This is a genomic window from Rossellomorea marisflavi, from assembly GCF_009806575.1.
Taxonomy (GTDB): Bacteria; Bacillota; Bacilli; order Bacillales; family Bacillaceae_B; genus Rossellomorea; species Rossellomorea marisflavi_A.
This window is the reverse complement of record NZ_CP047095.1, coordinates 3,747,342-3,771,856: the sequence shown is the minus strand read 5'-3', so window position 1 is coordinate 3,771,856 and position 24,515 is coordinate 3,747,342. Positions and strand designations below refer to the sequence as shown.

Below are 24,515 nucleotides of genomic sequence, written 5' to 3'. Positions count from 1 at the left end.
TTGTGCGTGAAAGTGGGGGATCAGGGTGGAATTACTGAACGATTTTCAACGGGTGTTTGGGTCGGCGGCAGACCGGGTGTTCTTTGCTCCGGGCCGGGTCAATTTGATAGGCGAGCACACTGATTATAACGGAGGCCATGTGTTTCCCTGTGCCATCAGTCTCGGCACATATGTGGCAGCGAAGAAACGGAAAGACCGGCTGGTCAGGGTACATTCCCTGAACTTTTCCGAAGCGGGGATCATCACGTTCTCTGTTGATGACCTGAACTATGATAAAAGCGATGGATGGGCCAACTATCCAAAAGGGATGATGGCTTCCCTTATACAGGATGGGCATCGGTTGGAAACGGGTATCGATCTCTTATTCTACGGAAATCTTCCCAACGGAGCGGGATTGTCTTCTTCAGCATCCATTGAGCTTGTGACGGGGGTGGCTTTACAGGAGTTGTTTCACCTCGATGTGGATCGGATCCGATTGGTGCAGCTGGGCATGAAGACGGAGAACGACTTTATCGGTGTGAACAGTGGGATCATGGATCAGTTTGCCATCGGCATGGGAAGGGAAGGCTATGGGATCCTTCTGGATGTCCAGTCCCTTGAACATGAATATGCTCCGTTACCCTTTGAAGGGCACAGCCTTATCATCTTGAATACGAATAAGCGCCGAGAGCTCGCTTCTTCCAAGTACAATGAGCGCCGGCAGGAGTGTGAGGAGGCACTGTCTTATCTGCGACGGGTTGTCGGGATCGAGACCCTCGGGGATTTGAGCCTTGGTGAGTTCGAGAAGTACGAGCATGCCATCCCGGATGCCGTCCTGAAAAAAAGGGCCCGGCATGCGGTATCAGAGAATGTCCGCACGGTGAAGGCGTTCCATCTGTTGAATCAGCATCGATTAGCTGAATTCGGGCAGCTCATGAATCAATCCCATGTCTCCCTGAAAGAAGACTACGATGTGACGGGACGTGAACTGGATGTCCTTGTGGAGGCGGCATGGAGACAAACCGGTGTACTCGGGGCGAGGATGACGGGTGCAGGGTTCGGAGGATGTGCCATTGCCCTCGTGGAGAATGATCATGTTCAGGCGTTTGTCCGGTCGGTAGGGGATGAATATAAGAGAGTGATAGGATATGAGGCATCATTTTTTACAGCAGAAAGCGCAGATGGCGCCAAAGAATGGAAAGGGAGGGTGATCGTATGAGCATCTTGGTACTGGGAGGAGCTGGATACGTCGGGTCCCATGCCGTCAAGGCTTTGGTGGAAAGAGGATATGACACGGCAGTCGTAGATAACCTCGTAACAGGTCATCGAGAGGCGGTAAACGAGAAAGCGAGATTCTATGAGGGGGATATAAGGGATCAGTCATTTTTGACATCGGTATTCCATCGGGAAGACGTGGAAGCGGTCATTCATTTTGCCGCCTCTTCCCTGGTTGGGGAATCCGTGACGGAGCCGCTTAAATACTGGGATAATAACGTCTCGGGTACCCGTGTGGTCCTGGATGTGATGAAGGAGGCGGGCGTGAAGCATATCGTGTTCTCGTCGACGGCTGCGACGTATGGAGAGCCGGAGCGTGTCCCGATTACAGAGGATATGCCGGAGCGACCGACGAATCCGTATGGCGAAACGAAGCTCGCCATGGAAAAACTCATGCGCTGGTGTGATGAGGCATACGGGATCCGCTATGTATCCCTGCGCTACTTCAATGTGGCGGGAGCCGGTGGTTCGATCGGGGAGGATCATGATCCCGAAACGCATCTGATCCCGCTGGTACTGAAGACGGCACTGGGGCAGCGGGAGAGCATCTCGATTTTCGGGAACGATTATGACACTCCAGATGGAACATGTATCAGGGACTACGTTCATGTAGAAGATCTCATTGATGCCCATCTTCTTGCGATCCGCTACCTCGAAGAAGGCAACGGGAGTGGGATCTTCAACCTCGGGAGCAGCCAGGGGTTTTCCGTCAAGGACATCATTGAAACGTCACGGCAGGTGACGGGGAGGCAGATCCAGGAGAAGGTTGCTCCGCGAAGGAAGGGCGATCCTGCAAGGCTGATCGCTTCTTCTGACAAAGCACGGTCTGTCCTTGGATGGACTCCTTCCAGGACGACCATCGAACGGATCATCTCAGACGCGTGGGAATGGCATAAGGGCCATCCCCGTGGATATAACGATCAGAAAGGTGCTGATCTTTCATGACGATCAATCGCCTGCTCCATTCCCTCGTTGGTAAGGGGTTTTTAGCGGGACTCATAAGGGAAGAAGATATGGTATACGTCAGGAACCGGCTCCTCGCCGTCCTTGACCGGGATTCCTATGTAGAAGAAGGCGGAGTGGATGCGGAAATGGACATCCCCGATCTGCTTTCCGCCCTTGCGGCGGAAGCCCTGGATCAAGGGGTCATCGAGCCGGGAGGGGAAGAGGTGTTGATGGCTGAGCTGATGGACTGCTTCATGCCGAAGCCGTCCGAAGTGAATGCCCAATTCCGCACCCTCTACAGGGAAGATCCTATCCGGGCGACGGACTATTTCTATAAGTTGAGCCGCCTGAGCAATTACATCCAGACGAAACGCATTGCCCAAAATGTCCATTACAAGGTAGATAGTCTGTATGGTGAACTCGACATCACCATCAATCTGTCGAAGCCGGAGAAAGATCCTGCCCAGATCGCGAGGGAACGGCTGTTGCCGAAGCACGATCACCGTTATCCCGCGTGCCTCCTCTGTGTAGAAAACGAAGGATATAAAGGCAGGTTGGATCATCCCGGGAGAGCCCATCACCGCATGATCAGACTCGGTCTCGGCGGGGAGGACTGGATGCTTCAGTATTCGCCGTATGTGTATTATGACGAGCATTGCATCATCCTCTCAGAGGAGCATCGACCGATGGAAATCAACCGCGATGGCTTTGGGAGGCTCCTGGATTTCGTGAAGCAATTCCCGCATTATTTTGCCGGTTCCAATGCCGACTTGCCGATTGTGGGAGGTTCGATCCTTTCCCACGACCATTATCAGGGTGGACGTTACGAATTTGCCATGGCAAGAGCGGAGGAAGAGGCGACGTATCCTCTTACGTCCCATCCGTCCGTCCGTGCCGCCATCGTAAAGTGGCCGATGTCGGTCGTGAGGCTGAGCGCAGATGAAGCGGGACCGCTCCTCGATGCCGCAGATGATATCCTGCAGGGATGGAGGGCCTATAGTGATCCTTCCGTAGGTATCTTCGCATCCACAGATGGAGAACCCCATAATACCATCACCCCCATTGCCAGGAAGCGGGATGGGCGATATGAGCTTGATCTCGTCCTCCGCAACAATCGGAAAAGTGATGAGCATCCCTCAGGCATCTTTCATCCCCATGAAGATGTCCATCATATCAAAAAAGAAAACATTGGCCTGATCGAGGTGATGGGGCTGGCCGTCCTCCCGGCACGTCTGAAAACAGAGCTCTCACTGGTGGAGGATGCCCTTCATGGAAATGTGGAAAAGGCTCCTGCCCATCACCGGGAATGGGTAAGGGAGATCCGGGAAAGGCGTGGTGAAGAGATTACTGAAGACACTTCAGCGTCGATCGTCAAGGAAGAACTGGGGAAAAAGTTCTCCAGGGTGCTGGAGGATGCGGGGGTATTTAAGTGGACAGAAGAAGGGATGCAAGCATTCCGGCGGTTCATGGCTCAATTTGAATAAGGTGGGATACGCATGATGAAAAATGAAATAGGCGAACACAACGGAGAAGCGGTATTTGAATACACGCTGGAAAATGCCGCGGGCATGAAGGTATCCATCCTGACCTATGGCGGCATCATCTCCTCGATCATGATGCCGGACCATGAAGGGAATCGTGCAAATGTCGTGCTCTCCTACGATTCCCTTGAAGGGTACCGCAGGGATGAGTATTGTATCGGGGCGATGATCGGCCGGGTGGCCGGTCGCCTATCCGCAGCCCGATATTCGTATGAGGGCAACGAATTCCTGCTTGATCGCAATGAAGGGGAAAATCATTTACACGGAGGATGGAACGGACTCAATCAAAAGGTGTGGTCGGAGAAAGAAGTGACGGAAAATTCTGTGACGTTGGAGGTCGCATGTGAAGACGGGGAAGGCGGTTACCCCGGAAACGTCATGATCCAGGTCACGTATACCCTTTCCGACAAGGATGAACTCACCCTTTCTTATTTGGCCATCCCGGATCAAGATACCCCGATCAATCTGACAAATCACAGCTATTTCAACCTGAGCGGCGATCCCCGCTCCGATAGTACCGATCACGAGCTTCGGTTGAAATCCAAGAGGTTTTTGGAGCTTGACGATGAGCAGCTTCCCACCGGGAATATCCTTCCCCTGTCACAAGGAGGCTTCCGGTTTGAAGGGCCGTTTTCGGAAAACAGACCCGACATCGATCATCCCTTCCTGCTTGATGAGCACTTCAGTGAAGAAATCTCTTTGCATCATCCCGCTTCTGGGAGGAAAGTGGTCATTGAAACGGATCAGCCTGTCGTCATTGTCTATACGGGTACCGATCTGGAGGGGGCTCAGCTTGCTGGTGGAGATGGTAGCCGTCATCCCGGGATTGCTCTTGAGGCCCAAGGCTATCCTGATGCCCCGAACCATTCCGATTTCCCGACTATCATGGTCAGAGCGGGCGGAGAGTACCGGGCAAGGACCAGGTATCGATTTATGCTTCAGGATTGAACGGAGGGTGTGCTGTGTCGGCGCACTCTTTTTTTGCGCTTCCATCTTTTTGAGCTTGAAATGTTTTTAACATATACTGGAGGGGAAGGTGATAAAGAAAGCATTTTCATACTGGGAGGGATTGCGTGATCAGTCAAACAAGGAAGATCGTTCAAAAATCATTGGATGCACTGCTTGAAGATGAATCATTTTTACCCGGGGTGAAGGGTGAATCGAGGAAGAAGGCATTCAGCTCCCTCACCTCGATCCTGTCGACCCCCAATCATATACATAAGTCCTTCCTGAGGATCGCCCTCGAGGACGGCCGTGTCGAAAGGATCCCTGCATTCCGCGTGCAGCATAACAATGCCCTCGGTCCTTATAAGGGAGGGATCCGCTTCCATGAATCCGTCAATGAAGAGGAAGTGGAGAATCTCGCTTCCCTCATGACCCTGAAGAATGCCCTTCATGACGTGCCGTTCGGAGGAGGGAAAGGGGGCATCCTCCTTGATCCGAGGGACTACTCCGAGAAGGAGCTTCATCTGATCTCAAAGAAATATGTCCAATACTTCAGTGATATCCTCGGTCCCGACAAAGACATCCCGGCGCCCGACATGGGATCCGGGGAGCGGGAGATGGACTGGATGATGGCAGAATACAAAAGCATCCGCCCCGGGCACCCATACAGGGGGAGCTTCACGGGCAAAAGCGTCGTGAACGGGGGCTCCCTCGGCAGGAGGGAAGCAACCGGGAAAGGGGTATTCTTTTCCTTGAAGTATCTTCTCCATGACTTCATGAAGGATAAGAAAAGCTTCCTGACGAAAAACGATGGCCTATTCGCCAAAAATCTGTTGAAACATGAAGACCGCCCCTTGAAGGTGGCCGTCCAGGGATTCGGGAATGTGGGATCGGTCGCGGCCCTCGAAGCGCATCAGTCCACCCACCTGTCCATCAAGGTCGTGGCCGTCAGCGACCGGAATGTAATGCTATACAATGAAGACGGACTCGACATACCGGGTCTCATCGAATACGCCCAGAAGAACCGCGGCGATCTGCCTGATACAGAGGTGGCCCTGGAGGAAGCAGAGGTCAAAGCCGAGGTCCACGACCGAGACGACGTGCTCTATCTCGAGTTGGATGCGCTGATCCTGGCCGCGCTGGAAGACCAGATCCATAAGGATAATGTGGAAAAAGTGAAGGCGAATATCATCGTTGAAGGAGCGAATGCCCCGATTGAGTCGGAGGCCGACGCTTCTCTCAATGACCGCGGTGTCATTGTCATCCCGGATATCTTGGCGAATGCCGGCGGGGTGATCGTGTCGTACTTCGAGTGGCTGCAGGGCAGGGAGACGCAGTTTTACTCGGAGGAAGAAGTGTTCAAGATGCTGTATGAAAAGATGACGCATACGTTCGATACGGTGCTTCCGATGTTCTTCGGCGACCCGTTCTCCCTGCGGCAGAATTGCTATATTCATTCCGTCATGAAGCTGTCCACCGTGCTGTATCGGCAGGGGAAGCTGTACTGATGGAGGAGAGAGCCCTTTGGTAGGGGCTCTTTTTGTTTTGGTTTGTAGAGATGGGGTGAGTGGTTCTATCCGCAGACTACCCTTCTTTTTTGAAAGTGGGATGGAGGGAGAGGAAAGATGGGTGCGTTCCGTTCCGCTGCGGCCGTCCGCTTTCCGAGGGGAGTGGGTCGAGCTTCCTCGTGCCTGCGGGATCTCTCCCGCACTCTATTCCCTTCGGAGTCGGCCGGCCTCCGCTGCACTGCACTTTTTGGTGAAGATGGGGTGAGTGATTCTATCCGCAGACCACCCTTCTTTTTTGAAAGTGGGATGGAGGGAGAGGAAAGATGGGTTTGTTCCGTTCCGCTGCGGCCGTCCGCATTCCGAGGGGAGTGGTTCGAGCTTCCTCGTGCCTGTGGGATCTCTCCCGTACTCTATTCCCTTCGGAGTCGGCCGGCCTCCGCTGCACTGCACTTTTTGGTGAAGATGGGGTGAGTGATTCTATCCGCAGACTACCCTTCTTTTTTGAAAGTGGGATGGAGGGAGAGGAAAGATGGGTTTGTTCCGTTCCGCTGCGGCGGGGGGAGTGGGTCGAGCTTCCTCGTGCCTGCGGGATCTCTCCCGCACTCTATTCCCTTCGGTGTCGGCCGGCCTCCGCTGCACTGCACTTTTTGGTGGAGATGGGGTGAGTGGTTCTGATTGCGGGCACCCCTTTATTGAAATTGAAATGTAGGGAGTGGAAAGATGGGTGCGTTCCGTTCCGCTGCGGCCGTCCGCTTTCCGAGGGGAGTGGGTCGAGCTTCCTCGTACCTGCGGGATCTCTCCCGCACTCTATTCCCTTCTGAGTCGGCCGGCCTCCGCTGCACTGTACTCTTCGGTAAAGATAGGGTGAATGGTTCTGATTGCGGGCACCCCTTTATTGAAATTGGAATGTAGGGAGTGGAAAGATGGGATCGCTCCATTCCGCTGCGGCCGTCCTCCGCTGCACTGCACTTTTTGGTAAAGATAGGGTGAATGGCCCTGATTGCATCCAGCCCCTGGATTAATTTAATAAGGTAGAGAAGTGATGGGGGGCGTTCCAGGATAGGGTAAGTAACTCTGTCCGAGACTCACTCTCCTTTTTTAGATGCAGATAAAATATTTTAGTAAAGTAATAGGTTAAGATCTCTGAAACTCGTTCTTTCCAGTTAGGCTATCCGCACGAAAGGTCTCTCCCCATAAAGAATGGCCACCATCATCCCAACCAAGAGCGTATTGAAGCGGAGGCGGCTCGACTCCTGCGGAAAAAGAGGCAAGGTTGAGACCCTGGAGGCGCAGCCGAAGCGGCTCAACTACCTCCCGCCGGAAAGCGAGCCGCCGCAGCGAAAAGGAGCGTCCTTATCGGCCATTGAATCCAGATTCCATGCTAAATCTTCCGTGCATTCATCATCCTTCCCCAAGCAAGCACCCTCAAGGTCTATCAATCTCTAATATTTGAGCTTGTACCAAATACATAAGGTTTGTTTTACTCTTAACCAAGAGCGCATTGAAGTTTAGGCGGCTCGACTCCTGCGGGAAAAGAGGCAAGGTGGAGATCCTGGAGGCGTAGCCAAAGCGGCTCAACTGCCTCCGCCTCAAAGCGAGCCGCCGTAGCGAAAAGGAACGTCCTTATCGGCAATCAAACTCCTTGAATAAACGAGGATCAAACGACCAAAACGACTTCTATTTTCACAAAGTAAAAAACTATTAAAATTTTTAGTAAAAAATCTCTTGACCTGATCGAACTAGTTTACTAAAATCAAAAGTAAGATGTAAACGCTTACTAGAAGTTTTTCAGCTTGGTAATAACCTTTAACACATATCGAAACACAAAGGGGATGAAGAGGATGAAAAAGTTAGTCGTATTGATGGGGATCATCGCGACCCTGATCATTGCCGGATGCAGCTCCAATAGCAGCGGTGGCGATGGAAAAGGCAAGGACGGCAAAGTGACCCTCACAGCCTGGGCGTGGAACGTGAACGTCGGGGCATTGAACGAAGCAATCAAAACATATGAAAAAGAAAATCCTGATGTGAAGTTGAAAGTCGAGGATATCGGACGCCTTGACGTATATGACAAACTCTCCACTGGCCTTGCAGCCGGCGGTGTCGGCCTGCCGGACATCGTACTTGTGGAAGATGACCGGATCCACGGCTATGTGGAAGCGTTTCCGGATGGATTCGTAAACCTTTCCGAAAAAGGATTCAAGGACCATGAAGATAAGTTCCCTTCCTTCAAGAATGACCTTGCCCAAGTGGACGGCGATTACTATGCCATGCCATTCGATGCCGGTCCTTCAGGAATGTTCTACCGCAGAAGCATTTTTGAAGAAGCGGGCGTGAAAGCAGAAGACATCGAGACATGGGATGATTTCTTGGAAGCAGGTAAGACCATCAAGGATAAAACAGGTGTAGCTGCGATGCCGCTTGATATGTTTAAGGATGATCCGACGTTCCGGATGATGCTGAACCAGCAAGGTGCATTCTACTTTGATGAAAAAGGCAATATCGACCTGACAAATCCTAAAGCCGTGAAGGCGATGGAAATTCAGAAGAAATTCGCCGATGCCGACTTGATCAAGAACGTCGATGGATGGAACGGAACGGTTTCTGCCACGGCTGACGGATCGGTTGCAACAATTCCATTCGGTGCATGGTACTACGGAACGATTGTGGATCAAGCGAAAGATACAAGCGGCGACTGGGGTGTGTTCCCGCTTCCTGCCATTGAAGAAGGTGGCAATCGTGCAGCAAACCTCGGCGGCGGTGGCTGGATGATTCCTGCTTCCTCTAAAAATGCCGATGCTGCTTATAAGTTCATGGAGTTCTTCTCCACAGATACTGATACGCAGATCATGGCCATGGAAGACTACGGTCTGTTCCCTTCCTTGAATACGGCCTATGATTCTGAAGTGTTCACTGAAGGCGTCGAGTTCTTCGGAGGTCAGGAAATCTGGTCATTGTTCGCAGATGAGATGAAGGATATCCCGACTGCGTACTATACAAAGGATTATTCCCTGGCTTTGGATGAAGCGATCAAAGCACAGGCTGATATGTTCAATGGCGCCAAAGCAGATAAGGCCCTTGAAGATGCGGCCAAACGATTGAAGGACCGTACGAAGCGGGATATCAATAACTGACGATTCACGATGATGAGAGAGATAGAGCCAGGATCAATCCGGGACCTCGTGTCTCTCTCTTTTTTTATTGAATCATAGAGAGAAGGTTGATGTATGAAGACGAAAGCCTATATTCCCTACTTATTTGTCGCACCGGCACTTGTGCTGTTCAGTGTGTTCATGCTGTATCCGATCATCTCGTCCCTGATCATGAGTTTTCAATCGGGACAGGGGGCGAATCTTGCCTTTGTCGGCATTGATAACTACAAGCGGCTCATGTCGGATGAAATCTTCCATAAAGCATTGAAGAATACGTTCATCCTCCTGATCATTCAGGTACCGATCATGGTACTGCTCGCCCTCATCTTATCTTCCATTCTTAATTCCGCATTGCTCAGGATGAAAGGGTTCTTCCGGGTCACATTCTTCCTGCCTGCGGTCACCTCGCTGGTTGCCTATTCCATCATCTTCTCCATCATGCTCATGAACGATGGAGTCATCAACCAGGTGCTGGCGGCCGTCGGACTTGATGCCATCCCATGGCTGAACGATCCATTCTGGGCGAAAGCTTCCCTGATCCTCGCCATGACGTGGAGATGGGTCGGGTACAATATGGTCATTTATCTTGCAGGGCTCCAGAACATCCCTGAAGAAATGTACGAAGCAGCGAGCATGGACGGGGCATCGAAGGTCCGCCAGTTCTTCTCCATCACCATCCCGCAGCTGAAGCCGGTCATCCTTTTCACCGTCGTCCTGTCGACGATCGGGACCCTGCAGCTATTCGATGAGCCGTTCGTGCTCACGAAAGGCGGACCGAGTGATGCGACGCTGACGATCGGGATGTACCTGTATCAAACCGGTTTCCGGTATTTCGACTTCGGATATGCCTCAACCATTGCCTATGTCATCGTGGTGCTCATCGCCATCATGACATTCATCCAATTCAAAGTAACGGGGGATCAAGAATGAGAAAATCAATCGGTAAAAAAATCACCATGTATGTCGTCCTTGTCATCGGTGCATTGATTTCCCTCTTCCCGTTCTACTGGGCAGCGATCGGAGCGACGAACGAGAGCGGGAAGTTGTTCTCGAAGCCGCCGGTCCTCATCCCGGGTGCAAAGCTCGTGGAAAATGTGAAGAATCTCAACGAAGCGATTGATATCGGACGGGTCATGTTCAACTCCTTGTTCGTGGCGATTGTCTATACGGTCCTCAGTCTCCTGATCTGTTCCATGGCAGCCTATGCCTTTGCCAAATTCCGTTTCAGGGGACGCAACATCATCTTTGGTATCTTCCTGCTATCCATGATGGTGCCGTATCATGCGACGATCATCCCGCTCTTCAAGATGATGGCGAACTTCGGCTGGCTCGATACGTATCAAGCGTTGATCCTGCCGAACCTGGCGTATCCATTCGCCATCTTCCTCATGAGGCAGAATATGCTGGCGTTCCCGAATTCCTTGATCGAGGCGGCGCGTATCGACGGCTCCGGGGAATGGAAGATCTTCTTCCGGATCGTCATGCCGTCCATGAAGCCCGCTCTTGCCGCGACGGCAATCTTCCTATTCTTGTATCAGTGGAACAGCTTCCTGTGGCCATTGATTGCCTTGTCATCGAATGAAATGTACACATTCCCGGTTGCACTGTCCTCCCTGTTCGGCCTGTCGAGGATCGACTACGGTCAGGTCATGTCAGGGGTCACCATTGCCACCATCCCGATCATCATCTTCTTCCTCGCCCTTCAGCGCCAGTTCATCTCTGGCATGCTCGGAAGCGCGGTGAAATAAAGGAGGCCATTTGAGTGCCGATCTTTGTCAATAAAGAAACCAATCAATTCCACCTCCAGGGGAAGAACGTCAGCTATATCTTAACCATCCTGAAAAACGGGAACCCTGGGCATTTATATTACGGGAAAAAAATCCGCCACCGCGAGGACTTCTCCCATCTGCTTCAGCTCCCGTCTGAGCCGCTTGGGAATATGTGCTTCCCCTATGAGGGGGATCAGCTCTTTTCCTTGGAGTTCTTAAAACAGGAATTCCCTGTGTACGGCACATCCGATTTCCGGGAGCCCGCCGTCGTGGTGAAGCATGCAAACGGCAGCCGGACATCAGGGTTTGTCTATCAATCTCATAGAATCGAAAAGGGGAAGCCCTCTTTGGAAGGGCTTCCGGGTGTGTATGTGCATTCCGGGGAGGAAGCGGAGACTCTCGTCCTGACCTTGCAGGATGGGGTTGCCGATGTCAGTCTGGAGCTTCTCTACACCGTGTTCCATGATCGCGATGCAGTGATCAGGAGCTCCCGCATCGTGAACGGTGGAGATATACCGATTACGGTGGAGCGTCTGCTGAGTGCGTCAGTGGACTTTCCAGTTAAAGACTATGACTTCCTTCATTTGAACGGAGCGTGGATCCGGGAAGGGCATGTGGAAAAGACGGCCTTGAGGAAAGGACTGCAGTCCATCGACAGCAAGAAGGGGGTTTCAAGCTCCAAGCATAATCCGTTCTTTGCCCTTTGTTCTAAAGCGTCGACGGAATATGCGGGAGAGGTCTACGGATTCAGCCTCGTTTACAGCGGGAACTTCTTCGGGGGCGTCGAAGTCGATGCCCATGATGTGTCACGTGCCATGATCGGAATCAATCCGTTCGGTTTTGAGTGGCGACTGGAAAAGGGTGAGAGCCTGCAGTCGCCGGAAGCGGTCATGGTCTACTCCGACCGGGGACTTGGAGGGATGAGTGCCACGTATCACGAGCTTTATCGCACCCGATTGGCAAGAGGGGAGTGGCGCGATCGTGAGCGTCCGGTCCTGATCAATAACTGGGAAGCAACGTATTTTGATTTTCATGAAGATAAACTCCTCGACATTGCCGGGGAGGCAGCGGATCTTGGCATAGAACTGTTCGTCCTCGATGACGGGTGGTTTGAAGGACGGAATCATGATACATCCTCCCTCGGCGACTGGACGCCGGACAAAAGGAAACTGCCTCGTGGACTGGATGGTTTGCGAGAAGGGATGCCTGCGCATCAGGGGTTCGGGATCTGGGTGGAACCGGAAATGATTTCAGTGAAGAGTTCCCTTTATGAAGAACACCCCGATTGGGTGCTGGGCGTGGAGGACCGTCCCCTGTCCCACGGGCGTAATCAGTTCATTCTCGATCTTTCCCGGGATGAAGTGGTCGAGCATTTGTATCGCGTACTCAGCGATGTGTTCAGCTCGGCGGATATCATGTATGTGAAATGGGATATGAACCGGAATATGACGGAAGTCGGTTCCAGGGAACATCTGCAGGGAGAGGTGGCCCACCGCTATGTATTGGGGTTGTACTCCCTTTTGGAAAGATTGACGAAGGCGTTCCCGCATATTTTGTTTGAATCCTGTGCAAGCGGTGGCAATCGTTTCGATCCAGGCATGCTTCATTACATGCCCCAGACGTGGACGAGTGACAATACTGACGCTGTGGAACGATTGAAGATTCAATGGGGAACTTCACTTGTCTATCCCCTGTCTTCCATGGGGGCCCATGTTTCCAATTCACCGAATCACCAGACAGGGCGCTCGACACCGATCGAGATGCGATTCCATACGGCCATGTTCGGGGCTTTCGGCTATGAGCTTGATGCAACGGCCCTTTCCCATGAAGAGAAAGCGGCGGTAAGGGAGCAGGTGACCTTCTTCAAAGCCAATCGCAAGCTCATTCAGTTCGGATCGTTCCACCGCCTTGTGAGTCCATTCGAAGGAAGTGATGCAGCGTGGATGGTATCCGATGCCAATGAGGCCATTCTTGCCTTTTACCGGGTACTGGCGAAGCCGAATCCTTCTCTCATCCGCGTTCCCATGCGGGGACTTGACCCCGATGGCCTTTATGAGCTGAAGGGAAGCGGGACCCGCTACTATGGAGATGAACTGATGAATGTCGGCTTCCTGATTCCACCGTTCTTCAGTGGGACTGTGAGGACAGAGAATACCATAATGACAGGAGATTTCCAATCGGCGATCTGGAAGTTTGAAAAAGTGGGGGATGCACGATGAAGAAACTGACCGATGTATTTGGAGGAAAGGACGAAGGAATCCGTACCTTCTTCGCCCCCGGCAGGGTCAATCTGATCGGTGAACACACGGATTATACAGGGGGCCTTGTCCTGCCGTGCGCTCTCGGTGTCGGCACCTATGTATCGGCCAGGGAAAATGGAACCGATCTGATTCGCCTGTTCTCAGAAAACTTTCCTGAAGCGGGAATCATTGAAGTCCCGGTTTATCACCTCGCGTATGATCCGGAGGATGGCTGGGCGAACTACCCGAAGGGCATCTTTCACCATCTGCTTCAAGGGGAACCACGTGGGATGGACCTGTACTATCAGGGGAATATCCCCAATGGGGCCGGACTATCCTCATCTGCTTCCATCGAGATTGCGACCGCGGTCATGGTGAATGAGTGGTACAGCCTCGAGCATTCCACCCTAGATCTCGTACTGATCAGTCAAGAAGTGGAGAACCGATATATCGGGGTGAACTGCGGCATCATGGATCAGTTTGCCGTAGGGTTCGGGAAAGCACAGCGGGGGATCCTCCTTGACTGTGGCAGCTTGAAGTATGACTACATCCCTTTGCCTCTTGAAGGCATCTCCATCGTGATTGCCAATTCGAATGTACGACGTGAACTCGCGGGTTCTGCCTATAATGAGCGGCGGAAAACATGTGAGGATGCGCTTTTGAAACTTGAAGGCATTGCGTCGCTTGGAGAGCTGACGCCGGAGGACTTCTCACGGGTGATGGCGCAATTATCGGACGAGGAAACAAGGCGGGTCCGACACGTGGTAACGGAGAATGACCGTACGCGCAGAGGAGCAGAGCTTTTAAGAAATGGGGACATTTATGGATTCGGACAATTGATGAAGGAGTCCCATGAATCCCTGCGGGTCGATTATGAGGTGACCGGTGATGCCCTTGATGCGCTTGTCGATGCGGCCTGGCAGCATCATGGAACGATCGGGGCGCGCATGACGGGAGCGGGATTCGGGGGCTGCACCGTAAATCTGGTGGCGGAAACCGCCGTTCCGTCTTTTATTCAGGAAGTAGGAAGTGCCTATGAGGGCTCGACCGGCAGGACCGCCAGTTTCTATGTGGTGAAAGCCGGAGCGGGAGCAAGTGAAGTGACACCGATCAGGTAACGATAGAATGGAGGAAACGATATGTATTTGGGAGTGGATTATTATCCGGAGCATTGGCCGAAAGAGATGATGGATGAAGACCTTGATGGCATCAAGGAAATGGGGTCCACCATGATCCGGATCGGTGAATTCGCCTGGCATCTGATGGAAAGCAAGGAAGGGGAATTCGACTTTTCCTTCTTTGACGAAGTGATCAAGAAAGCAAAAAAGAGGGATCTGTCCGTCATGTTCGGGACCCCGACGGCAACGTTCCCGGCATGGCTAGCGAAGAAGCATCCGTCCATCCTGTCCAAGGACGAGAGGGGACTTACCAGGAGCTTTGGGGGCAGGAGGCAGTATTGCTTCAACTCCAAGGACTATTGGACCTACAGTTCGCGCATCACAGAGGAACTCGTGAAGCATTACAGCACGGAGACGGGCATCACCGTCTGGCAGATCGACAATGAGTTCGGCCACGAAGGCAGTGATCAGTGCTACTGTGATCAGTGTCATGAAGGGTTCCAGACATTCTTGCAGGATAAATACAAGACGGTCGACGAGCTCAATGAGCGCTGGGGGACCATCTTCTGGGGGCAGACGTATAATGGATTCGACGAAATCCCGATGCCGACGCCTACCGTTACGACGCACAACCCGTCCCTGAAGCTCGATTGGGCGAAATTCCGTTCGTTCTCCGTGAATCGCTATGCGAAGGAAATGGTGAAGATCGTCAGGGAATTCAAAGGCGATCATCAGCTTGTCACGACGAATGTGTCAGGAGGATTCTTTGATAAGTGGTTCGATCACCCGGAACATGCCCGGGAGCTTGATGTCGTTTCGTACGATAACTATCCGGTGTGGGGTGGTCTGACGGAACCGATTTCCCCGGCAGAAGTGGCCATGAACCATGACTTCAACCGTGGTCTCCTCGGGAAGAACTACTGGATCGTGGAGGAACTCATGGGGGCACAGGGACATGACGTCATCGGGTATCTGCCGCGTCCGAATCAGGCCAAGATGTGGTCATACCAGGCATTTGCACACGGCTGTACCGACCTTCTGTACTTCCGCTGGAGGGGGATGACCAAGGGAGCAGAGCAGTTCTGCTTCGGGGTCGTGGACCATGATAATCATCGGGGACGCAAATACAAGGAAGTCCAGTCCCTTTTCTCCGAGATCAAGCCTTATGAAGAGCTGTTGAACGCTCCGATCCAGGCCGATGTCGCCGTGCTGTACAGCTATGAAAACATCTGGTCATGGCGCTCGCAGGTCCAAAGCTCAGGCTTCGACTTCACGAAGGAATTGACGCGGATGTATCAGGCCTTCTACGATTGGAACGCTTCGATTGATGTGATCCCCGTTGACCGACCGTTTGATTCCTATAAAGTACTGGTCGTGCCGGTGATGCAGATGATGGATTCTAAGCTGTCTGACAGATTGCGGACGTTTGCCGATAACGGCGGGACGATTCTCTTCTCCTTCAGGACGGGGTTGAGGGATGAGGACAATAACATCCGTCTCGGGGAAGCCTTGCCAGGCATGGTGACCGATCTGTGCGGCATCCGGATCCACGAAACCGAGGCGCTTGCCGATGGGCAGGAATTGACCGTCAAAGGGGAGAGGTCAGGGACGGTCACGGTCTGGCGTGATCTCATCACACCAGACACTGCCGAGGTCCTCTATCGCTATCAGGATCCATTCTATGAAGAGAAAGCTGCCGTTACACGGAACAGCTATGGCAAAGGGCAGGTGTATTACATCGGTGGAGGACTTGACCGGGAGTCGATGAAGGAAATCGGAAAGAGCGTCATCGATCGCCACGGGATCTGGTCCATGGAAACAGGGCCAGGTGTCGAAGTGTATAAGCGGACGCTGGATGGCAAGGACCATCTGTTCCTCCTCAATCATACGGGAGACGAAAAAACCGTTGGGAACCACACGCTTGCACCCTATGCCAGCACCATCGTGGAATGGAAATAACTCAGAGAATGAAGTGTGTGATGCCCGCTTCTTCGCTATAATAGAAACGAATGCTTGTAATCAGAAGGAGGAAGTGGGATGGCCACTTTGAAGGATATTGCAAAAAAGGCAGGTGTCTCACTTGCTACGGTCTCCAGGGTCCTGAACTACGATGAAACGCTCTCTGTCGCCGATGAAACAAAGAAGCGGGTCTTCCAGATCGCTCAGGATATGAACTATAAGACACTCCGCAACCGTAAAGATCCCCAGCAGATGAAGGAACGCATGCTGTTCGGCCTGGTCTACTGGTACTCCGAGCAGCAGGAGATGGCGGATCCGTATTATATGGCGATCCGGTCAGGTGTCGAACGGGAATGCCAGGAGAGGAACATCGACCTCATCAAGTTGTTCAAGAGCGGGGACGACCTCGATCCTTCCCGCCTTGAAGGACTGGACGGCATCATTGCCGTCGGTAAATACAGCCAGGAGGAAATCGATCTGTTCGAAGGCGCCGCCCGCCATCTCGTCCTGGTCGATTACTCCCCGAGTGATGATTATGACTGCGTGGTAGTGGACTTCCGGAAGGCGATGAATGAAGTCCTTGATTACCTTTCCTCCCTCGGTCACGAAGATATCGGATACATAGGCGGACAGGAGTTCGTCACGAAAGACCAGCCGATCCGTGACGAGCGTGAATGCTCGTTCTACCAGTACCAGGCCCTCCGGGGGATGTACCATCCGGAATTCACGTGGACGAAGGGGAACTTCACTTCGGAAGACGGCTACCGCCTCATGAAGGAAGCCTTGAAGGGGGAACGTCTTCCAACCGCCTTCTTCATCGCCTCCGACTCCATGGCGATCGGGGCGATCCGCGCCCTTCATGAAGCAGGGTATCAGGTGCCAGAGCAGGTATCGATCGTCGGATTTAATGATATCGCCACATCAAAATTCCTGCAGCCGTCCCTTACCACGGTGAAAGTGTACACGGAATTCATGGGCGAATCCGCTGTTGAGCTTCTCCTGGATCAGATCCAATCCAAGCGGGAGCTCGCCAAGAAGGTGGTTGTCCCGAATCATCTGGTGAAGCGGGAGAGCTGTGAAGAAAGAAAATAGGATCAGGCACCCGTGAGACTGTTCGCCTCACGGGTGTTTTTTTATTGGTACTGGGCGAGGGAGAGGGCGAGTTCTTCTTTCACGGCCTCTATTAGCTCCGGAGGGGAGAGGACTTTCACTTCCCTTCCTGATCTCGTGAGAAGCTTGGCGATAAAAGGAATGTCCCGAGGATGTATGGAGGATGTGAAGATTATCCGTCCTTCTTGGTTGATTACTTTTTGATCTGACCATAAATAAGAGGTCAGATCGGACAGCCCCTTTTCCGTGCATTGGACTACGATTTCCATATCACCTTGACTCATATAGTGAGTGAAGTTTTCAAGGGTAACGCCGCCAGCATCGGTCACATCGTCTTTCAGCTCTACATCTTCAATCTTTTCCATACTGAACAGTCTGACACGATCCGTTTGAATCTCCAGCACCACTGCATACCATTTGCTGTTTTTGAATAGGAAACCGACCACTGAGTAGGGGGAGGCCAGGGATCGGCCTTGATAATGGATCATGCAGATTTGCTGGCTGAATGAGGCTTGAACCATTTGCTCAAAGTGTGGAATCGTTGCCTGGCCACTTTTGTTGAAATACTGAAATTTGCCTAAAAACCGGTTGATTTCCGCCTTTTGTTCAGTACTTGAATGGCTGATGATTTTGCGATATATCCCGTCATATGTAGCGTTGAAGGGGATCGTTGGAAGCTGGGAGATACTTCCGAAGGCGAAGAGAAGGGCGAGGAGCTCCTGAGGAGTGAGATCGATCTTCGTTAAGCCCCTTTCGCGGATGATGTGATACCCGCCATGCTGACCGCTTTCACTGTAGAATGGAACGCCAAGCTCTTCCAGGTCTCTCATATCTCGAAGTGCCGTGCTTTTAGAAATATTGAATTCTTCCATCAAATCACTCAACGTGAAATGATGCACCTCATTCATGTAATGGATCATATGATACAAACGAGTAGATTTTTTCACTGTCATCCTCCCAACGGTGCCGGAAACTGACACCGATCAGTTCTATACTATCAGTATACCGAAAAGGAGGGCATGAATCATGACATTCGACGTATCACCTTATGTACTTATGACAAGCGAGGCAGAAGAAGCAAGAACGTTTTATGAAGACATATTTGGTGCCGAAACACGATACATCCAACGAATAAGCGATAGACCTGAAGGTGCGAAAATCGGCATAGAGCAAGATCGATTGAATCGGATCGACCAAGCTGTCCTCTCATTCGGAAACATCACATTGATGCTTGCCGATGATACGGAAGGATTACCCGTTACACCAGGTAGTCATATTTCCTTATGTCTCACATTTGAAACGGTTGAAGAAGCAAGGGGAATATATGATAAGCTGGTGAGCCGTGGAGCTGAGATCCTGAAGCCGTTCACCCCGGAGTTTTATACGGAAGGATATGGGTTCGTGAGGGATCCATTTGGCGTTTCATTCCACTTATTTACGAAACGAATAGAGTAAGAGAGAAGGGCGTGGGCATCCATGCCCTTATTCCCATTTGTAAACAATTTGTAAATTATATGTTGTAAAATTCAGATATTTTTGTATAATAAATGTAATCGAATAGGACTGGGAAGAGACTTTGAGAAGAAGCCCAATTGATAACCCTTAAAATGTAAGGGTTTACATTGGTGCGTCTTCTCTTTTTCTTTGCCCGGAAACTCGAAAAACAAAATAGGGGGATTTCAAGATGAAAAAATCACTATCGGTCGTGGCTTCCATGATCCTGGCAGGAAGCCTGCTTGCAGGTTGCGCAGGAGACAAGAGTTCCGGTGATGGAGACGGCAAAACGGGACAGATTACGTTCTATTCTCCGGAAACACCGGATATGACGAAGGAGCTCGGTCAAAAATTCGAGGAACTCCACGGTGGTTCCGTTGACGTTCAGTATGCGGGAACGAACGTATTGGTAAACCGGATGATGGCAGAAAAGGATAATCCCCAAGGGGACGTCTGGTATGGGGGCGGCGGGATCCTTCCGTTTGAAGCGGCAGCGGATAAAGGGATCATCGGTTCCTACATTCCGGATTTCGCCAAAGATTGGGACACAGTGGAAGATGGCATCAAGGTGAAGCATGAAGACGGCAAATATGTGGGTACGGAAATCTTCGTTCTCGGATTTGCTTATAATACAGAGCTTGTATCGGAGGAAGAAGCGCCGAAGACATGGGATGATCTTCTTGATCCGAAGTGGAAAGGAAAGATCCAATTCTCCAACCCGGCTGCATCTGGGACCGCAACCCTCATGGTGCTGAATCAGATGATGCAACGCGGTGAGAAAGAGGGCTGGGAGTACTTTGAAAAGCTCGTAGATCAGGCAAACTCCATGCCGGATTCAGGTTCCGCTCCAACGAAAGCGGTCTCAATGGGTGAAGCCCATATCGGAGTCGGCTTCGACTTCATGGCTTACGAGCAGAAAGCAAAAGGGGAAAGCGTCGATTTCGTTGTTCCGGATAAAACACCGATCCTGACGAACCCTGTATCCATTGTTGAAGGCGGACCGAATCCCGATGGCGGCAAGAAGCTCATGGATTTCCTTCTCTCCAAGGATGGTCAGCAGATCCTAGCCAACTGGTATCATATCCCGATCAACCCGGAAGTGGAGTCCAAGACCCCTCTTACACTTGAAAAAGTCAAACCGCATGCCGTCGATCTTGATATCGACTGGGTGAATGAGAATTACGATCGCGTAAGGAACGAATGGAAAGATAAGTTTCAGTAATACACCAAAATAGGGGATGAGATAAGAATGGGATCAGTCAAAGTGACACAACTAACAAAAGAATTTTCCGGAGTGCAGGCGCTAAAGAACGTCGATCTTGATATTCAGGAGGGGGAATTCTTCGCCCTCCTCGGCCCTTCGGGGTGCGGGAAGACGACCACGATGCGCTGTATTGCAGGTTTTGAACAGCCGACATCCGGCATCATCACCATCGGACAAAAAGAGGTGAACCGCATTCCGCCCAATCAGCGGAACTGCGGGATGGTGTTCCAGAGCTACGCCTTGTTCCCCCACATGAATGTGTTTGAAAACGTCGCCTACAGCCTCAACATCAAACAGCTGAATGCGAGCAACGTAGCCGCCAAGCTTCCGATTTACATGCGGCTTTTGAACCGGAAGCTCGGCCGGTATCCGAAAGCCATGGAGCAAAAGGTCATGGAGATCCTGGAATACGTAGAACTCGACAAGCATGCGAAGCGTCTGACGAGCGAGCTTTCAGGAGGCCAGCAGCAGCGTGTCGCCCTTGCCCGCGCCCTGATCATGGAGCCAGCGGTCCTCCTCATGGATGAGCCACTTTCAAACCTTGACCAAAAGCTTCGCCATTCCATGCGGAACACGATCAGGCGCATCCAGCAGGACCTCGGCATCACGACAATCTTCGTTACCCATGACCAGGAGGAGGCCATGAGCATGGCGGACAGGGTAGCGGTCATGGACAGCGGGGAAGTGAAACAGATCGGGACGCCCATCGAGCTCTACAGCAGGCCTTCGACTCCCTTCATTGCGAATTTTGTCGGTACGTCGAACGTCATGAAGGGGACCGTCGTGGATACGGAAAACGGCTATTCCGTCGTGAAGGGTGCAGGTTATGTGCTGAAATCGACCCACCGCGTGGACCATAAAGAGGTCAATGTCATCGTCCGTCCGGAAAACATCAATACCTTCAAGCCCGGGACCATCACAAGTGAAGCGACAAACATCATCGAAGGAAAAGTGCTCGTCTCCACCTACCTCGGGTCCATCGTCCGCTATGACGTTCAAGTCGATGAGTATCAGCTTGTCGTGGATACGACATTCGTACCGGGTGAACCAATTCTTACCGAAGGGGAAATGATCCAGCTCACCATCGATCCTGAAAGGGTGCTTCTCATATGAAGGGACGGTGGAATGGACTAAGCGTCGTCAAGATCCTCATTTATCTTTTCTTTGGTGTATTCCTGATCCTTCCGCTCCTGTCGGTGTTCCTTGTCAGCTTCACGGGGCAGCCCGTGAACCTACTCGGCTCCATCACGGATCCGACGATCTTCAGCTCCACGGTGGAGAAGTTCAAGGCCGTGTCCCTTGAAAACTATGAAAAGATCTTCACGAATAAAACCTATTTCTCAGCGGTTAAAAACAGTCTTGGGCTCGCCGTCCTGGTCGCACTGATCGTCATCGTCATGTGCGTGCCGATCGCCTATGGGATTGCACGGACGACGATGCCGCTCAAGAAGACGATTTCAGCACTCTGTACGATCCCCCTCATCGTTCCGACGTTCATCTCGGCGTATGCCGTGATCATCATGTTCGGCCGTTCGGGGTGGGTGACGTACATCTATCAGAAGCTCGGCGGGGAAGGGATGCTGATCGACCCTTATTCCATGGCCGGAATCGTCCTGGTGCAGGTGTTTTTCTTCTTCCCGTATGCCCTGTGGCCGATGGTGGCGGCATTCAAGGTGAGTGATATCTCCCTTGAGGAGGCATCCTTGAACCTTGGAGCGAAGAACTGGTTCACGTTTATCTTCGTCACGTTTCCCCTGGCCATTCCGGGTGTGATCTCAAGTGCACTCTTGATCTTCACGGTTTCGTTCTCCGATTTCGGGACGCCGATCATCCTGGCACCGAAGGAGATGAACCTCCTCGTGGTCGAAGCGTACCGGGAAATCGCTGGATTCTTCAACTGGGGCGGAGCTGCGATCCTGACGGTGATCATGGTCCTCGTGGCGGCCTTCTTCTTCTGGCTGCAGCATCTGTTCACGAAGGGGAAGAACTATGGCTCCGTTTCAGGGAAACCGAAGCAGCAGAAGCTGAATGATTCAAAGGGATTGACGCGCACGCTTTCCGTTTATTCTTTCGTACTCGTCCTGTTCCCGCTTCTTGCCATGCTGTCGATCGTGCTACAGTCCCTTGCGACCACCTGGGGGAAGAATCCTTTGCCGAACGGCTATACTCTTGACCACTATAAGACGATCTTCACGAGTTCCCTTGGGAATATCCAGAACAGTATTGTTCTGGCTCTCGGAGCCCTTGTTCTGAGCGTGATCATCGCGACGTTTGTATCCTATTTCGTCGTCAGGCAGAATTCCAATAAGCTCGATTTCATGACGTCGATCCCACTCGTCGTACCGGGGATCGCATTCGGGATTGCCTTGATCCAGACGTTCAACACGGCGCCTCTTCACCTGACAGGGACTGCGGTCCTCCTCATCGTCGCCTATACGATCCGCAGGCTTCCGTATATGGTGCGATCCACGATGGGAACGATGAGGGCCATCAAGCAGGATATTGAAGAAGCGGCCGTGAACCTCGGGGCGACGTCCCTGACGGCGGCGATCACGATCATCGGTCCGCTGATGCTTCCGGGAATCGCAGCCGGATCGATCCTCGTTTTCATCACCGTTATCAAGGAAACGAGTATATCTATATTATTGGCACCTGCCGACTGGGCGCCTATGAGTCTGGCAATCTTCCAGAATATCCTGCGAGGGGAATATTACACGGCGGCAGCGATGTCTGTGGTGCTTGTCATCATTGTCCTCCTGCTCCAGGCAATAGCCAATCGCATGTCGAAAAATCAACTGTAGGATGGTGAAGATAGAACGTGACTAGAGGATTTATCTTTGATTTGGATGGAACGGTGTATTTGGATGAAGAAATGATCGAAGGGGCGGCAGATGCCATCGCTGCCCTGAAACAACGGGGCGATAAGGTCGTCTTCCTGACCAATAAGTCCATCTCCACTAGGATGGACTATGTGCAGAAGCTGAGGAAGCTCGGGATTGAAGTGGAGCTTGATGAAGTGATCAATTCCAATTTCATCACGGCAAAGTTTCTGAAGGATGCACTGGAATCGGGGGAAGCGGCACTTGTCATCGGGGAAAAGCCCCTGTTGGATGAACTGCAGGAGGAGGGGATCACCCTCACCCAGGATGCAGGACAGGCGAAGGTCGTCGTCCTTGGTTGGGACCGGGAGTTCAGCTATGAAAAAATCAATCTGGCCTTTCAGGCATGGCTCAATAAGGCGACGATCATCGCAACGAATCCTGACCGGACCTGTCCCGTACTCGGCGGACAGATTCCTGATTGCGGCGCGATGATCGGTGCCCTTGAGGGGGTGACAGGTGAGAGGATCGAGTCCATCACGGGCAAACCGTCGAAATGGATGGCGGAATACGTAGTCTCTCAAGTGTTGAAGCTGGATCCAGCAGACTGTTACATGGTCGGGGACCGCCTCGAGACGGATATCCGGATGGGAATCGAAAATGGATTGCAATCGGTCCTTGTGCTCACCGGGGTAACAAATAAAGAAATGTTAACAAAATCTTCATATCAGCCTTCATATGTGCTTGATAGCATTAAGGAGATCGTGAATCTATAAGTCGAATTTCCACATATTCGGGTCACCGGATGAGACAGCCAGGGCACCGGCTTCAAGGGCATCCAGGATATCTTTCTTCTCCTGGATGAGTCCCCGACGATGAGGGGGAGCTTGAGCTGGTGCGACAGCTGGTCGATCACCCTCGGCATGAGTCCCGGGAGCACTTCAACAGCATCGGGTTTGCACGACTTGATCATTTCAATCCCCTTTTGCAGGGCACCCCTGTCTATGAGGAAGATGCGCTGGATGGTCACGAGTCCTTCTTCTTTGGCATAGCGGATCATATTGGTTTTGGTTGAAATGATGCCCGTCGGGTTCCAGACGTCTGCGACGAATTTCACCGCTCCCTTGGTATTGGACAACCCCTCGATGAAGTCGAGGTGGATAAAGATATACATATTCGCTTCTTTCAGTTTCTCTATGTAGGGTTTGACCGTCAGGATATCCCCAATCAATAGAAAGGCGATGTTCGCCGAGCTCCGGATCGCTTTATCAATATCCTTTTCTTCTTTGATGGAAGCGATGATCTGAGACTCTACCATGTTTACAATTTCCAAAGAAGTCACACCCAGTCATATTAAGAATTATCTGTCTATTTACCTATTTGAAGTGTACCATATC

Annotated in this window: 19 protein-coding genes; 17 read left to right on the top strand and 2 right to left on the bottom strand. The window is 51.9% G+C overall.

Going from position 1 to position 24,515, the window contains the following annotated elements:
* Window positions 1-19: 19 nt before the first annotated feature.
* The 12 genes from D5E69_RS19515 (at window position 20) to D5E69_RS19460 (ending at window position 17,523) form a co-directional block, all read left to right on the top strand.
* Window positions 20-1,198 carry a galactokinase gene (locus D5E69_RS19515; RefSeq protein ID WP_375540505.1) on the top strand — a complete coding sequence of 393 codons (1,179 nt, stop codon included), beginning with the start codon at window positions 20-22 and terminating at the stop codon, window positions 1,196-1,198.
* The gene (gene galE / locus D5E69_RS19510) at window positions 1,195-2,199 is read left to right on the top strand and encodes a UDP-glucose 4-epimerase GalE (RefSeq protein ID WP_159130094.1); all 1,005 of its coding nucleotides are present in this window, start codon (window positions 1,195-1,197) and stop codon (window positions 2,197-2,199) included. The genes D5E69_RS19515 and galE overlap by 4 nt, the downstream gene beginning before the upstream one ends.
* The gene (galT, locus tag D5E69_RS19505) at window positions 2,196-3,683 is read left to right on the top strand and encodes a UDP-glucose--hexose-1-phosphate uridylyltransferase (protein WP_159130093.1); all 1,488 of its coding nucleotides are present in this window, start codon (window positions 2,196-2,198) and stop codon (window positions 3,681-3,683) included. Before galE ends, galT begins: the two co-directional genes overlap by 4 nt.
* 12 nt (window positions 3,684-3,695) lie before the next feature.
* Window positions 3,696-4,688: an aldose epimerase family protein gene (locus tag D5E69_RS19500; protein WP_053073027.1), complete on the top strand. Its 993-nt coding sequence runs from the start codon at window positions 3,696-3,698 to the stop codon at window positions 4,686-4,688.
* Between the two features lie 125 nt (window positions 4,689-4,813).
* Window positions 4,814-6,193, top strand: coding sequence for a Glu/Leu/Phe/Val family dehydrogenase (locus tag D5E69_RS19495; protein WP_048006570.1), 1,380 nt, complete (start codon window positions 4,814-4,816; stop codon window positions 6,191-6,193).
* Between the two features lie 1,841 nt (window positions 6,194-8,034).
* Entirely contained in the window at window positions 8,035-9,327 is a 1,293-nt protein-coding gene (locus D5E69_RS19490) for an ABC transporter substrate-binding protein (protein WP_231578871.1), read from the top strand.
* Between the two features lie 93 nt (window positions 9,328-9,420).
* A complete protein-coding gene (locus D5E69_RS19485) occupies window positions 9,421-10,275 on the top strand; it encodes a carbohydrate ABC transporter permease (RefSeq protein WP_048006566.1) in 855 nt (284 codons plus the stop codon).
* Window positions 10,272-11,093 carry a carbohydrate ABC transporter permease gene (locus D5E69_RS19480; protein ID WP_159130092.1) on the top strand — a complete coding sequence of 274 codons (822 nt, stop codon included), beginning with the start codon at window positions 10,272-10,274 and terminating at the stop codon, window positions 11,091-11,093. Before D5E69_RS19485 ends, D5E69_RS19480 begins: the two co-directional genes overlap by 4 nt.
* Window positions 11,094-11,107: 14 nt before the next feature.
* A complete protein-coding gene (locus D5E69_RS19475; RefSeq protein WP_159130091.1) occupies window positions 11,108-13,333 on the top strand; it encodes an alpha-galactosidase in 2,226 nt (741 codons plus the stop codon).
* Window positions 13,330-14,472 (top strand): galactokinase, encoded by a 1,143-nt coding sequence (locus tag D5E69_RS19470; RefSeq protein ID WP_159130090.1) that lies wholly within the window; start codon window positions 13,330-13,332, stop codon window positions 14,470-14,472. The genes D5E69_RS19475 and D5E69_RS19470 overlap by 4 nt, the downstream gene beginning before the upstream one ends.
* Before the next feature lie 21 nt (window positions 14,473-14,493).
* Window positions 14,494-16,431, top strand: a complete 1,938-nt coding sequence (locus D5E69_RS19465; protein ID WP_159130089.1) for a beta-galactosidase — start codon at window positions 14,494-14,496, stop codon at window positions 16,429-16,431.
* A gap of 78 nt (window positions 16,432-16,509) precedes the next feature.
* On the top strand, window positions 16,510-17,523 hold the full coding sequence (locus D5E69_RS19460; RefSeq protein WP_048006561.1) for a LacI family DNA-binding transcriptional regulator: 1,014 nt from the start codon (window positions 16,510-16,512) through the stop codon (window positions 17,521-17,523).
* Between the two features lie 41 nt (window positions 17,524-17,564).
* On the opposite strand, the gene D5E69_RS19455 is transcribed toward D5E69_RS19460, so the two are convergent.
* Window positions 17,565-18,488, bottom strand: a complete 924-nt coding sequence (locus D5E69_RS19455; protein ID WP_159130088.1) for a helix-turn-helix transcriptional regulator — start codon at window positions 18,486-18,488, stop codon at window positions 17,565-17,567.
* 79 nt (window positions 18,489-18,567) lie between these two features.
* Here D5E69_RS19455 and D5E69_RS19450 point away from each other — a divergent pair, with 79 nt between their 5' ends.
* From D5E69_RS19450 to D5E69_RS19430, 5 genes are all read left to right on the top strand, one after another.
* Window positions 18,568-18,996 carry a VOC family protein gene (locus D5E69_RS19450; protein WP_048013208.1) on the top strand — a complete coding sequence of 143 codons (429 nt, stop codon included), beginning with the start codon at window positions 18,568-18,570 and terminating at the stop codon, window positions 18,994-18,996.
* A gap of 229 nt (window positions 18,997-19,225) precedes the next feature.
* Entirely contained in the window at window positions 19,226-20,257 is a 1,032-nt protein-coding gene (locus D5E69_RS19445; RefSeq protein WP_148794306.1) for an ABC transporter substrate-binding protein, read from the top strand.
* A gap of 42 nt (window positions 20,258-20,299) precedes the next feature.
* Window positions 20,300-21,412 carry an ABC transporter ATP-binding protein gene (locus D5E69_RS19440; protein WP_249931523.1) on the top strand — a complete coding sequence of 371 codons (1,113 nt, stop codon included), beginning with the start codon at window positions 20,300-20,302 and terminating at the stop codon, window positions 21,410-21,412.
* A complete protein-coding gene (locus D5E69_RS19435; protein ID WP_159130086.1) occupies window positions 21,409-23,100 on the top strand; it encodes an ABC transporter permease in 1,692 nt (563 codons plus the stop codon). Before D5E69_RS19440 ends, D5E69_RS19435 begins: the two co-directional genes overlap by 4 nt.
* Before the next feature lie 17 nt (window positions 23,101-23,117).
* Window positions 23,118-23,894 (top strand): HAD-IIA family hydrolase, encoded by a 777-nt coding sequence (locus tag D5E69_RS19430; protein WP_053072167.1) that lies wholly within the window; start codon window positions 23,118-23,120, stop codon window positions 23,892-23,894.
* Here D5E69_RS19430 and D5E69_RS19425 read toward each other — a convergent pair.
* On the bottom strand, window positions 23,846-24,451 hold the full coding sequence (locus tag D5E69_RS19425) for a glycerol-3-phosphate responsive antiterminator (RefSeq protein ID WP_347566712.1): 606 nt from the start codon (window positions 24,449-24,451) through the stop codon (window positions 23,846-23,848). The genes D5E69_RS19430 and D5E69_RS19425 overlap by 49 nt on opposite strands.
* Window positions 24,452-24,515 lie beyond the last annotated feature (64 nt).